The sequence below is a fragment of the Actinacidiphila yanglinensis genome (genome assembly GCF_900107965.1).
GTDB classification, from domain to species: Bacteria; Actinomycetota; Actinomycetes; order Streptomycetales; family Streptomycetaceae; genus Actinacidiphila; species Actinacidiphila yanglinensis.
This window is the reverse complement of record NZ_FNVU01000030.1, coordinates 17,683-29,291: the sequence shown is the minus strand read 5'-3', so window position 1 is coordinate 29,291 and position 11,609 is coordinate 17,683. Positions and strand designations below refer to the sequence as shown.

Here is an 11,609-nt window from a genome sequence, read left to right as displayed (position 1 = left end):
ACCGGGCGCCCGCCCCCCGCTCACCCCACCACCCGCACCCTGGTCCGGGTGGCGACGAGTCGCCCTTCCTGCGGATACGCGTGCCAGGTCCGCCACCGCACGCTTCCCTCCGCGCACTGCACCAGCATCGCGGTGAACGCGTTCGGGTCGCCCGGGAACGTCCCCGCGAGTCCGCGCGGGTGGTCGGCCACCAGGGCGAGCAACTCCTGGGCCCGGCCGGTGAAGGAGTCCGCCGACAACTGCTCGATGCGGGCGGCGAACTCGTAGTCCCAGGTGCCGATGCGGCGGGACACCCCGAAGGGCAGCGGCGCCTGGCTGCCGGGCATGCAGGCCACCGTCTCGGAGCAGCCGCTCCGGCCGGCGTCGACGAGCACCTGGTGGGAGGCGCCGAGCAGGCGTAACTCGATGTCGGCGTGGAGTCCGCCGGCGTCGCCGACGCGCACGCCGAGGGTGGCGAGCGCGGGCAGCGCTTCCTTGTCCAGGCACCAGGCGAGGTCGCCTGCCCGGGTGTCCGTGTACGCGGTCTCAAGGCTGGTGAGCATGGGTCGGCTCCGCTGGGCACGCTGGGATCGCACACGCGGCGCGGGTCGGGCCGTCCCGCCCCCGCCGCGAGGCGAAGGTGCGGTGGCTTGCGCCGGCGTGGGCCGAGTGGATCAGAGGTCGTTCGGGAGCGGATCGCGGTGGATCAGGACTGACCCAGAGCTTCGGGATGACCGGGATGATCGTGAGGCCCCGAAGGGATCCGGGACCAACGGAATCACGGATCGCACCCCGCGCTCAGCGTTTTTACCCATCTGCGCGTACTTTCCATCCCTTGGAGCGTTTACGAGTTCAGGTGTTCCGATATGACCACCCGGTACCATCGGCTGATCGGAATCGCGGGCACGCGGGAAGCGGGTGGAACGCCATGGCGGGTGCGGCTGGCGATGCGGGTGCGGCCGGCGACGTGAGCGAGGAGCGCCCCCGCCGCGCCCTGCTGAACCGCCGGCTGGACGGCCTCGGCACGACGATCTTCGCCGAGATGTCGGCGCTCGCCCTCCGCACCGGCGCGATCAACCTCGGCCAGGGCTTCCCGGACACCGACGGCCCGGAGTCCGTACGGGAGGCCGCCGTCCGCGCGCTGCGCGACGGGCACGGCAATCAGTACCCGCCGGGCATGGGCGTGCCCGAGCTGCGCACCGCCGTCACCGACCACCAAAAGCGCTTCTACGGGCTGGACTTCGACCCCGACACCGAGGTGCTGGTCACCGCGGGCGCGACCGAGGCGATCGCCGCCGCCATGCTCGCCCTGCTCGAACCCGGCGACGAGGTCATCGCCTTCGAGCCCTTCTACGACTCGTACGCCGCGTGCGTGGCGATGGCCGGGGCGGTCCGCGTCCCGCTCACGCTGCGCGCCCCCGACTTCCGGCCGGACCTGGACCGGCTGCGCTCCCTCCTCACCCCGCGCACCCGGCTGCTGCTCCTCAACTCCCCGCACAACCCGACGGGGACGGTGCTCACCCGCGACGAACTCACCGCGATCGCCGAACTGGCCGTCGAGCGGGACCTCCTGGTGGTCACCGACGAGGTGTACGAGCACCTCGCCTTCGACGGCGAGCACGTCCCGCTCGTCTCGCTGCCCGGCATGCGCGAGCGCACCGTCTCGATCTCCTCCGCCGGCAAGACCTTCTCCTTCACGGGCTGGAAGGTCGGCTGGGTGACCGGCTCCCCCGAGCTGGTCGCGGCGGTCCGCACCACCAAGCAGTTCCTCACCTACGTCGCCTCGGGCCCGTTCCAGTACGCCGTCGCCGAGGCCCTCGCCCTCCCGGACACGTACTACGAGGACATCCGCGAGGACCTGCGCACCAAGCGCGACCTGCTCGCCGCCGGCCTGGCCGACGCCGGCTTCACCGTGTACGCCCCTCAGGGCACCTACTTCATCACCACCGACGTCGCCCCCTTCGGCGAGAAGGACGCCCTCGCCTTCTGCCGCGCCCTCCCCGAACGCGCGGGTGTCGTCGCCGTCCCCAACTCCGTTTTCTACGACCACCCCGATGCCGGCCGCACCCAGGTCCGCTTCGCCTTCTGCAAGAAGCAGGAGGTCCTCGCCGAGGCCGCCGACCGCCTCCGGAAGGCGTTCGCCCGGCCCTGAACCGGGCCCCACGGCGACCCGGAATCCCGCGCCGGGCTCAGGTGAAGGGTCGCGCGGCCGGGTCCGTGGCGAGGCGGGCGTGCAGGTGGCAGTCGTGCCGGACGCCGTCGCGCGCGATGAACGCCTCGCGCATCACGCCCTCCTCCGCGAAGCCGGCCCGCAGCGCGGCGCGGCAGGAGCCGGGGTTGTCCAGCACGTGGTCGAGGACGATGCGGTGCACGCCGAGGCCACCCCGGTGGGCCGAGGTGAAGGCCCAGCTCGCGGCAGCGTCGAGGGCGCGGGCGGTGATCCCGCGGCCGCGGGCGGACGGCGTCACCCAGTAGCCGGCGATCGCCTGGTCCGGGATGCGATGGACATCGCGCAGGCCGAGGTAGCCGATCATGATCCCGTCGGCCGGGTCGGTCACGGCGAACGCGGCGGTGCCGGTCGACCAGGCTCCGATCCGGGCCGACAGCCACACGGTGGCGCGGTCCTTCGGCGGCGCGTCGAGCACCGCCATGCCCGCGGCCCACTGGAGCACGCCCGGGTCGGTCATCGCCTGTGCGACCGCCGGCTCGTCGGCGGCGGTGACCGGGCGCAGCACCAGTCCGTGGGCGTGCAGGATGGTGGGCGTGCCGAGAGCGGCACCGCGCGGAGAGGCCATGGCCAACACCTTACTGATCGTCCGCGTCGTTGCGCCGTGCATATACGGGCGGGCGCCCGGGAGGCGTGTTCCGCCGGTCCCGGGCGCCCGCCCGCGTGGTCCTGCTCGGCCCGCGAGGGCCTGGTACCCCCTCGCGCGCCCTCGCTCAGTGCCTTGCTCGCTCAGTCCTCGGAGTCGCCGTCGTCCTCGCCGGTGGCGTCCTCCAGGCCCAGCCGCTCGCCGAGCCACTTGTTGAACTCGACGGACGCCTGGATCCAGCTGACCGTGGTGGCCACGAAGTGGTCGAGGTTGACGCCCATGCCGATGAGCATCTGGGCCTCGCCGATGAGGCGGACGGCGCCCTCGTCATCGGTGTTCGTGTACACCTTCGGCCACAGCGTGAGGTGGTTCCACTCGTCGATCGCCTCGTGGAGCTGCGGCTTCTCGTCGACGGAGTAGGTGCGCTCGTAGAAGGTGCGCACCGCGAAGACGTGCTGCTGCTCCTCGCCGCGGAACATGAAGTAGGTACGGAACTCCTCCCACGGCGCCAGGAGGTCGTCCTCGTCGTCGACGGCGTGCTTGAGCCCCATCTGGTCGAGGAGCTGCTTGACCAGGTCCTGGTCCGGGATGACCACGCTGCCGGAGGCTTCTCCGCTCGGCTGGTTGGGGTCCGGCTGGCCCCCGAAGTTCGGAATCGAGGAGGGGTCGATGCTCACCGTGAAGGTTCCCTTCGTGACGTTTCCCCGCCATCCTCCCCCATCACGATGAGCCCGTCGACCGCCCGGTCCACCCGGACGGTCTGGCCGTCCAGTACCTCGCCGGCCAGCAGGGCCCGGGCCAGCGGGTCGCCGATGGCGGTCTGGATCAGCCGGCGCAGCGGGCGGGCGCCGTAGGCCGGGTCGTTGCCCTCCTCGGCGAGCCAGTCCAGGGCCTCGTCCGTGATGTCCAGGGAGAGCCGGCGGTCCTTGAGCCGTGCGCCGAGGCGGCCGGTCTGGAGCCGGGCGATCCGGCGCAGCTCCTCCTGGCTGAGCGCGGAGAACACCACGATGTCGTCGAGCCGGTTGAGGAACTCGGGCTTGAAGGAGGCGCGGACCGTGGCGAGGACGTTCTCCTTCTTCTGCTCCGGGTCCAGCTTGGGGTCGACCAGGAACTGGCTGCCCAGGTTGGAGGTGAGGATCAGGATCGCGTTGCGGAAGTCGACGGTACGGCCCTGGCCGTCGGTGAGCCGGCCGTCGTCGAGGACCTGCAGGAGGACGTCGAAGACCTCCGGGTGCGCCTTCTCCACCTCGTCGAGCAGCACCACGCTGTACGGGCGGCGCCGGACCGCCTCGGTGAGCTGGCCGCCCTCCTCGTAGCCGACGTACCCGGGCGGGGCGCCGACCAGCCGGGCCACCGAGTGCTTCTCGCCGTACTCGCTCATGTCGATGCGGACCATGGCCCGCTCGTCGTCGAAGAGGAAGTCCGCGAGCGCCTTGGCCAGCTCGGTCTTGCCGACGCCGGTGGGGCCGAGGAAGAGGAACGAGCCGGTCGGGCGGTCCGGGTCGGCGATGCCGGAGCGGGAGCGGCGGACCGCGTCGGAGACCGCGCGGACGGCCTCGGTCTGGCCGATCAGCCGCTTGCCGAGCTCGTCCTCCATCCGCAGCAGCTTCTGCGTCTCGCCCTCCAGCAGGCGGCCGGCGGGGATGCCGGTCCAGGCGGCGACCACGTCGGCGATGTCGTCGGGGCCGACCTCCTCCTTCACCATGTTGGTCGAGGGACCCTGGGCGGCGGCCTCCTGCTCCTCCCGGGTGGCCTCCTCCAGCTCCTCCTCCAGCTTGGGCTTCTCCGCGTAGAGCAGCTTCGAGGCCGTCTCGAAGTCGCCGTCGCGCTGGGCGCGCTCGATGCGGGTGACGATGTCGTCGAGCCGCTCCTTCAGCTCGCCGACCCGGTTCAGGCCCTGCTTCTCCTTCTCCCAGCGGGCGGTCAGTCCGCGCAGCTCCTCCTCGCGGTCGGCGAGGTCCTTGCGGAGCTTGTCCAGCCGCTGCACGGAGGCGGGGTCGGTCTCGTTCTTGAGGGCCATCTCCTCCATCCGCAGCCGGTCCACCGAGCGCTGCAGCTCGTCGATCTCGACCGGCGAGGAGTCGATCTCCATGCGCAGCCGGGACGCGGACTCGTCGACGAGGTCGATGGCCTTGTCGGGCAGGAAGCGGGAGGTGATGTAGCGGTCGGACAGCGCGGCGGCGGCGACCAGCGCGGAGTCGGCGATCTGTACCTTGTGGTGTGCCTCGTAGCGGCCCTTGAGGCCGCGCAGGATCGCCACGGTGTCCTCGACGGTGGGCTCGGCGACCAGCACCTGCTGGAAGCGCCGCTCCAGGGCCGGGTCCTTCTCGATCCGCTCGCGGTACTCGTCCAGCGTGGTGGCGCCGACCATCCGCAGCTCGCCGCGGGCCAGCATGGGCTTGAGCATGTTGCCCGCGTCCATGGCGGAGTCGCCGCCGGCGCCCGCGCCGACGACGGTGTGCAGCTCGTCGATGAAGGTGATGATCTGCCCGCCGCTGTCCTTGATCTCGGCGAGGACGGCCTTCAGCCGCTCCTCGAACTCGCCGCGGTACTTCGCGCCGGCCACCATCGCGCCGAGGTCGAGGGAGACCAGCCGCTTGTTGCGCAGGCTCTCGGGCACGTCGCCCTTGACGATGCGCTGGGCCAGGCCCTCCACGACGGCGGTCTTGCCGACGCCGGGCTCGCCGATCAGGACCGGGTTGTTCTTGGTGCGGCGGGAGAGCACCTGGACCACCCGGCGGATCTCCTGGTCACGGCCGATCACCGGGTCGAGCTTGCCCTCGCGCGCCGCGGCGGTGAAGTCGGTGCCGTACTTCTCCAGCGCCTTGTAGGTGCCTTCGGGGTCCTGGCTGGTCACGCGCTGCCCGCCCCTGGCACCCTCGAACGCGGCCAGCAGCGCCTTCCCCTTGGCGCCCGCGGCGGTGAGCAGGTCGCCGGCCGGACCGCCCTTGACGGCGATCCCGATCAGCAGGTGCTCGGTGGACACATAGGCGTCCCCGAGGTCCTTCGCGCGCTGGGACGCGTCGGCGATGACCGCGAGCATGTCCCGGTTGGCCTGCGGCGGGGCGACGGTGGCGCCCTTCACCGACGGCAGGTTCCCGACCAGGCGTTCCGCGTCGGAGCGCAGCGCGGCGGGGGCGGCGCCGGACGCGGTCAGCAGGTCGAGCACGTTCTCGTTGTCCGTGCCGCTCAGCAGAGCGAGCAGCAGATGCGCGGGCGTCAGGTCCGGGTTCCCCTCGGCGACGGCCTTGGCGTTGGCGCTGTTGAGCGCTTCCCGGCTCTTGTTGGTCAGCTCGGCTTCCACGGGCGTGCTGTCCTCCTCATTCGATCGTCGCTACCATGTACCCCAACCTGATCACGGGAACATGAAGCAAGTTGAGTCTATTCCACTCAAGGTGATTCCGGGCACAGGGCGGGGCACCGTCTCGGAAGGGAAGCCCCCATGGACGTGGCACACCCGATGGACCCCGACGGCACAGCCGTTCAGGCCGACGCCGCCGCACTGCGCGAGCGGGCGGCCGCCTGTCCGGTGGTGCTGCCGGGCGGAGTCCCCGGCATGATCGTCTCTCGCCACCGGGAGCTGCGCGACTTCCTCACCGATCCCCGCGTGGCCAAGAACGCGCGGCACTTCGCCGCCCTCCAGCAGGGCCGCGTCCCGGCGCAGTGGCAGCTCAGCGCGTTCGCCCTGGTCACCGGGATGACGACGGCCGACGGTGACGACCACCGGCGGCTGCGGGGCCTGGCCGCCGAGGCGTTCACGCCGCGCCGGGTGGCTGCCCTGCGCCCGTGGATCGAGCGGCTGGCCGGCGAGCTGGTGGCCGAACTGCCCGGCCGTACCGACCCGGACGGCATCGTCGACCTGCGCGCGTCCTTCGCGTACCCGCTGCCGATGGGCGTGATCAGCGAGCTGCTCGGCGTGGACCCGGCGCACCGCGACCGCCTGCACGACCTCACCCACCTCCTGGTCAGCACCTCCAGCCCGGCCGCCGACGCGATGGCCGCGCAGCGCGAGATCCACGCGGTGCTCGCCGACGTCGTCGCGGACCGCCGCACACACCCCGGCGACGACCTGACCAGCGCGCTGATCGCGGCCCGCGACCGGGAACGGGACGACGGCACCGAGCGGTTGAGCGACGAGGAGGTGACCGGCACCCTGCTGCTGATGATCGTCGCCGGACACGAGACCACGCTCAACCTCATCACCAACGCGGTACGCGCCCTGTCTGCCCACCCCGCCCAACTCGACCTCGTCCTTTCGGGTGAAGCCTCCTGGGACGCGGTGGTCGAGGAGACGCTGCGCTGGGACGGTCCGGTCGCGAACTTCCCGTTCCGCTATCCCACCACCGATCTGGAGGTCGACGGCACCCTCGTGCCGCGCGGCACACCGGTCCTCGCCGGTTACGCCGGTGCCGGGCGCGACCCGCGCGCCTACGGCCCCGACGCCGACCGGTTCGACATCACCCGGCCGCCCGGCACCCGCCACCTCGCCTTCGGGCACGGCGCCCACTACTGCCTGGGCGCCCCGCTGGCCCGGCTCGAGGCAACGGTCGCGCTGCGCACGCTGTACGGTGCCCATCCGCGGCTGGCGCCGGCCGTGCCCGACGCGGAACTGCCCCGGCTGCCGGGGTTCATCGGGAACAGCGTGGCGCAACTGCCGGTCGGACTCGGAGGTTGAGCGTTCCCACGGCCGACCGGGCCGACGGGTTACCGTTCGTGCCATGCCGCACCGCGATCCCCGCTCCCCCGAGCCCGGGTACCTCGCCTTCTGGCGCGAGTACCACCTGTGCACGCTGACCACCACCCGCCCCGACGGCTCCCCGCACCTGGTCCCGGTCGGTGTCACCTATGAGCCCGAGGCCGGACTCGCCCGCGTGATCACCAACACCGCCAGCCGCAAGGCCGCGAACGTGCGCGCCGCCGGGCCGTCCGGTGCCCGCGTCGCCGTCTGCCAGGCGGACCGCGGCCGTTGGGCCACCCTGGAGGGCATCGCCACCGTCTCCGAGGATCCCGAACGGGTCGCCGACGCCGTACGCCGCTACGCCGAGCGCTACAAGCGCACCCCGGCCTACAACCCGGACCGGGTGGTCATCGAGATCGCCCTCACCCGGGCGATGGGGAACGCCTGACGCGTCCCCGCCGATGATCCCGCTCAGGCCACCCGTGCCGCGGTCACCTTCGCCAGGAAGGCGTCGAGATTGCGCACGGTGCGCGCGATCTGCTCCTCCAGCGTCAGGGTCTCCTCCATCCGCTTGACCAGCGCGGAGGTCTTCTTGCCCCGGAGGTACAGCGAACAGGCCAGGTCGGCGCACATGTAAGTGCCGACGGTGTTGCCCTGCCGGCCGGCGGCCCCGGCCAGCGGCGCGGCCAGCAGGTCCACGCCGCCGCCGGAGTGGCCGGTCAGGCAGATCGAGCACAGGCTGCTGCGCATCAGGTTCCGCCGGGCGCCCGGCGCGACCCGCAGCGCGATGCCCGTGGGACGCGGGCCGCCGGTCACGAGGTACGCGCGGTCCGGGGCACCGGGGTCGCGCCAGCCGAAGAAGTCCAGGTCCGCCCACGACACCTCCGCGAGCTCCCGCGGCAGCCTGACGCGCTTCGCCTCGCCCTTCGAGCAGTTCACGAAGGAGTCCCGGATCTGCGCTTCACCAAGTGGGTCCATGGCATCCGAAGCTAACGCCACCACCGCGCGGTGTCGCCCGAATTTCCGCGGAGCGACGGCCCGGCCTCACGCGTCCCTGAGGTGGGCGAGCGAGGTGATGAGGCGCTCGGCGATGCCTTCCGGCCAGGGGAACGCCCGGGTGACCGCACGCTGGTGGGCCAGCCCGTGCAACCCCAGCCACAGCGCGACCGCGTCCCCGAACAGGTCGGTGCTGGTGGCCTCCCCGGCCGCGACGCAGGCGTCGAGCGTGTCGACGAGGAGTTGAAGGGTCTCGGCTCCCAGCTCGCTCAGATCCGCCTCGACCAGCGAACTGTCGCCCAGGGTCGGCACCCAGACGCCGCCGAACATCGCGCGGTAGCGCTCGGGACGGGTCCGGGCGAAGTCGAGGTAGGTCTCGCAGACGGCGAACAGCCGCCGCCGGGGGTCGCCCCCCGCCTCCTCCACGGCGGAGCGGAGGGTGCGATCGAGTTCCGCGAACTCCCGCCGCACGACGGCCAGCATGATGGCCGGCTGGTCGGGGAAGTGCGGGTAGATCGACGGAGCCGCGATCCCGACCCGGCGCGCCACGGACCGCAACGTGATGGCCCGCTCGTCGCCGGCCTCGTCGAGGAGTTCCACCGCGGCCGTGACGATGTCCTCGCGCAGCCGCCCGCCCTCGCCTCGACGGTTGCGCGCGCGGGCGGGTCTCGACGCGGCCCGCGCCCCGGTTCCGGTCTCTTCCACGCTGTGAGCTTACACCGTGAAGGTTACGGCCGTAACTTCTTGCCGCCCCGTGGTTACGTCTGTATGTTTACACGTGTAAGCCAACGGCCCGACCGACCGGAGTGCCCCATGACCAGCAGCGCCACCGTCCTCGCCACCGAGATCGTCCTGCCCGGCCTGGTCGACCCGAGCGGCCTGGAGGTCCGCACCCGCGAGCTTCCGCCGCCGGCCGCGGGACAGGTCGTCCTGCGGATGGACGCGACCGGGGTCTCCTTCGCCGAGCAGCAGATGCGCCGCGGCAAGTACTACGACCAGCCGCCCTTCCCCTTCGTGCCCGGCTACGACCTGGTGGGCACCGTCACCGCCACCGGGCCAGGCGTGGACGCCGCGCTGACCGGACGCCGGTTCGCCGCCGTCACCAAGACCGGCGGCTGGGCCAGCCACGTGCTGATCGACGCTGCCGACCTCGTGCCCGTGCCGGACGGCGTGGACGCGCCCGCCGCGGAGACGGTGGTGGTCAACGGGATCACCGCCTGGCAGATGCTGCACCGCACGGCGAAGGTCCGCTCCGGCGGGACCATCGTGGTCCTCGGCGCCAACGGCGGGGTCGGCTCCACGCTCGTGCAGCTTGCCCGGCACGCGGGGATCACCGTGATCGGCACGGCGTCGGAGCGCCACCACGCCACGGTGCGCGAGCTGGGCGCCATTCCGGTCGACTACCGCTCCCCGGACCTCCACGCCCGGATCCGGGAGCTGGCGCCGGACGGCGTGGACGCGGTGTTCGACCACGTCGGCGGCGCCGGGCTGGTGCGGTCGTGGCAGTTGCTGCGCCGGGGCGGCACGCTGGTCTCGTACGGCACCGCGGCGACGAAGGACGACGAGGGCAACTCGCAGCTGCCGGTGCTGACGCTGTTCGCGCGGCTCGCACTGTGGAACTGCCTGCCCAACGGCAGGAGCGCGCACTTCTACAACTTCTGGGCCGGCCGGCGCCGCAGGGCGAGCTTCCGGCGCCGGTTGCACGCGGACCTCACCCAGGTACTGGAGCTGCTCGCCAAGGGCGTCCTCGTTCCGCAGATCGCCGCGCGCATGCCGCTGGCCGACGCCCCGGAAGCGCTCCGGCTCGCGGAGTCGCGCACGGTGGCCGGCAAGGTCATCCTCGTCCCCGGCGCGTGAGCGCGTGGGCGGCGGCGGGCGGGAGGGTGCCCGTCGGGAGAGCGTCCGCCGGGCGGAAAAAGGACGTCCCTTGCGAAAGCGGCGCGGGGGGTGCGAGCGGCGCCGGGGGTGAGAGCGGCGCCGCCTGCCCCGGGGAAGGGCCCCGGGAGTCCGGAGCAGCGGTCAGGCCGCCTCGACCGCCTTCTTGATCCGCTCGCCGAACGCGGGTGCGTCCTTGCGTGCCGCGCCGAGGGCGACGCCCACCAGCAGCTTGCCGATGCCGTGCCCTTCGAGGACGTTGAACAGCCGCACCCGGGTCCGCCCGTCCGCGATCGGCTGCAGGTCGTAGCCGCCCTCGCGGGAGGTCACCGAGTTCTTCGACGTCTCCGACCAGCGGATCGTCGACGGCTCCTGCAGCTCGGTGATCCGGATCTCGCGGTGGGACGTCAATCCCGCGTCCTTCACCGTGCTGCGGAACGTCGTGCCGACCGCCGTGGGTCCCGCCGGCTCCTTGGTGATCTCCTGCACCCGGGGGCTGAACTCCGCATCGTGCGTGCCCTGCGCCAGGTAGGCGAAGACCTCGTCGATCGACCGGTCGACCTCGGTCACGGTTTCGAACTGTCCGCTCATGGATGTCACTCCTCGATCCGGAAGGACGCACACCCGCCGGCCGGTGACCCGCGCGGGGGCTCAGGCTCCTACCGCCTCGTTCTCAACGTACTGCGATTCGTGCCGTCCGCACACTGCGCCGATCCGCCCCCGGTCCGGAAAACGCGAGCGGACCACGGCCGAGGCCATGGTCCGCTGAATCCGCCTGCTGGTGCGCTCAACCGTCGCGCTTCGGCCGCCAGACCACCAGCGCGCTGGTGTGCTGCACGTCCTGGTACGGCACGAGGTCACGCCGGTACGACGCGTGCACGGCGGCCTCGCGCTGCTGGATCACCGCGGCGGCGCCCTCGACGGCGGCGGAGAGTTCGGCGACGCGGGCCTGGAGCGCGGCGACCTGGTTCTCCAGCTCGATGATCCGCTTGATGCCTGCGAGGTTGATGCCCTCGTCCTGCGAGAGTCGCTGCACCTCGCGCAGCTGCTCGATGTCGCGGGAGGAGTAGCGCCGCCCGCGGCCGGCCGTGCGGTCCGGGGAGACCAGGCCGAGGCGGTCGTACTGCCGCAGGGTCTGCGGGTGCAGCCCGGACAGCTCGGCCGCCACCGAGATCACGTAGACCGGCGACTCCTCCGTCAGCTGGTACGGATTGCGGCCGCGTCCCATGCGGGGCCCGGAGGCCCCGCCGCCGTCGATGCTCATCCGC

The 11,609-nt window shown here is 72.3% G+C and carries 12 protein-coding genes; 4 read left to right on the top strand and 8 right to left on the bottom strand.

Features of this window, described 5'->3' with window-relative positions:
• Window positions 1-20: 20 nt before the first annotated feature.
• Complete coding sequence (locus C4U44_RS38525; protein WP_103890782.1) at window positions 21-542, bottom strand: DUF2617 family protein; 522 nt, start codon at window positions 540-542, stop codon at window positions 21-23.
• A gap of 365 nt (window positions 543-907) precedes the next feature.
• Between C4U44_RS38525 and C4U44_RS38520 the strand changes: the two genes are divergently transcribed.
• Window positions 908-2,131 carry a pyridoxal phosphate-dependent aminotransferase gene (locus C4U44_RS38520; protein ID WP_103890781.1) on the top strand — a complete coding sequence of 408 codons (1,224 nt, stop codon included), beginning with the start codon at window positions 908-910 and terminating at the stop codon, window positions 2,129-2,131.
• Between the two features lie 37 nt (window positions 2,132-2,168).
• Here C4U44_RS38520 and C4U44_RS38515 read toward each other — a convergent pair whose 3' ends face one another.
• From C4U44_RS38515 to clpB, 3 genes are all read right to left on the bottom strand, one after another.
• Window positions 2,169-2,774: a GNAT family N-acetyltransferase gene (locus tag C4U44_RS38515; protein ID WP_103890780.1), complete on the bottom strand. Its 606-nt coding sequence runs from the start codon at window positions 2,772-2,774 to the stop codon at window positions 2,169-2,171.
• A gap of 161 nt (window positions 2,775-2,935) precedes the next feature.
• Window positions 2,936-3,469, bottom strand: coding sequence for a YbjN domain-containing protein (locus C4U44_RS38510; RefSeq protein ID WP_103890779.1), 534 nt, complete (start codon window positions 3,467-3,469; stop codon window positions 2,936-2,938).
• Window positions 3,466-6,096 (bottom strand): ATP-dependent chaperone ClpB, encoded by a 2,631-nt coding sequence (gene clpB, locus C4U44_RS38505; protein WP_103890778.1) that lies wholly within the window; start codon window positions 6,094-6,096, stop codon window positions 3,466-3,468. The genes C4U44_RS38510 and clpB overlap by 4 nt, the downstream gene beginning before the upstream one ends.
• Before the next feature lie 138 nt (window positions 6,097-6,234).
• Between clpB and C4U44_RS38500 the strand changes: the two genes are divergently transcribed.
• A complete protein-coding gene (locus C4U44_RS38500; RefSeq protein ID WP_235032660.1) occupies window positions 6,235-7,467 on the top strand; it encodes a cytochrome P450 family protein in 1,233 nt (410 codons plus the stop codon).
• A 43-nt stretch (window positions 7,468-7,510) separates the two neighbouring features.
• Window positions 7,511-7,918, top strand: coding sequence for a pyridoxamine 5'-phosphate oxidase family protein (locus tag C4U44_RS38495; RefSeq protein WP_103890777.1), 408 nt, complete (start codon window positions 7,511-7,513; stop codon window positions 7,916-7,918).
• 23 nt (window positions 7,919-7,941) lie between these two features.
• Here C4U44_RS38495 and C4U44_RS38490 read toward each other — a convergent pair whose 3' ends face one another.
• Window positions 7,942-8,448 carry an FBP domain-containing protein gene (locus C4U44_RS38490; protein ID WP_103890776.1) on the bottom strand — a complete coding sequence of 169 codons (507 nt, stop codon included), beginning with the start codon at window positions 8,446-8,448 and terminating at the stop codon, window positions 7,942-7,944.
• A gap of 66 nt (window positions 8,449-8,514) precedes the next feature.
• Complete coding sequence (locus tag C4U44_RS38485; RefSeq protein ID WP_103890775.1) at window positions 8,515-9,171, bottom strand: TetR/AcrR family transcriptional regulator; 657 nt, start codon at window positions 9,169-9,171, stop codon at window positions 8,515-8,517.
• Between the two features lie 108 nt (window positions 9,172-9,279).
• On the opposite strand from C4U44_RS38485, the gene C4U44_RS38480 reads away from it, so the two are divergent.
• Complete coding sequence (locus C4U44_RS38480) at window positions 9,280-10,323, top strand: medium chain dehydrogenase/reductase family protein (RefSeq protein WP_103890774.1); 1,044 nt, start codon at window positions 9,280-9,282, stop codon at window positions 10,321-10,323.
• Between the two features lie 162 nt (window positions 10,324-10,485).
• Here the strand turns inward: C4U44_RS38480 and C4U44_RS38475 are convergent, their stop codons facing one another.
• Together C4U44_RS38475 and C4U44_RS38470 are read right to left on the bottom strand one after the other, a co-directional pair.
• Window positions 10,486-10,932, bottom strand: a complete 447-nt coding sequence (locus C4U44_RS38475) for an SRPBCC family protein (RefSeq protein WP_103890773.1) — start codon at window positions 10,930-10,932, stop codon at window positions 10,486-10,488.
• A gap of 196 nt (window positions 10,933-11,128) precedes the next feature.
• Complete coding sequence (locus C4U44_RS38470; protein WP_322973736.1) at window positions 11,129-11,605, bottom strand: heat shock protein transcriptional repressor HspR; 477 nt, start codon at window positions 11,603-11,605, stop codon at window positions 11,129-11,131.
• Window positions 11,606-11,609 lie beyond the last annotated feature (4 nt).

Excerpts from the sequence above, each read along its gene's own strand:
- C4U44_RS38525 (WP_103890782.1), bottom strand. The coding sequence starts at position 542 with ATGCTCACCAGCCTTGAGACCGCGTACACGGACACCCGGGCAGGCGAC.
- C4U44_RS38475 (WP_103890773.1), bottom strand. The coding sequence starts at position 10,932 with ATGAGCGGACAGTTCGAAACCGTGACCGAGGTCGACCGGTCGATCGAC.
- C4U44_RS38490 (WP_103890776.1), bottom strand. The coding sequence starts at position 8,448 with ATGGACCCACTTGGTGAAGCGCAGATCCGGGACTCCTTCGTGAACTGC.
- C4U44_RS38495 (WP_103890777.1), top strand. The coding sequence starts at position 7,511 with ATGCCGCACCGCGATCCCCGCTCCCCCGAGCCCGGGTACCTCGCCTTC.
- C4U44_RS38520 (WP_103890781.1), top strand. The coding sequence starts at position 908 with ATGGCGGGTGCGGCTGGCGATGCGGGTGCGGCCGGCGACGTGAGCGAG.
- C4U44_RS38470 (WP_322973736.1), bottom strand. The coding sequence starts at position 11,605 with ATGAGCATCGACGGCGGCGGGGCCTCCGGGCCCCGCATGGGACGCGGC.
- C4U44_RS38515 (WP_103890780.1), bottom strand. The coding sequence starts at position 2,774 with ATGGCCTCTCCGCGCGGTGCCGCTCTCGGCACGCCCACCATCCTGCAC.
- C4U44_RS38500 (WP_235032660.1), top strand. The coding sequence starts at position 6,235 with ATGGACGTGGCACACCCGATGGACCCCGACGGCACAGCCGTTCAGGCC.
- C4U44_RS38480 (WP_103890774.1), top strand. The coding sequence starts at position 9,280 with ATGACCAGCAGCGCCACCGTCCTCGCCACCGAGATCGTCCTGCCCGGC.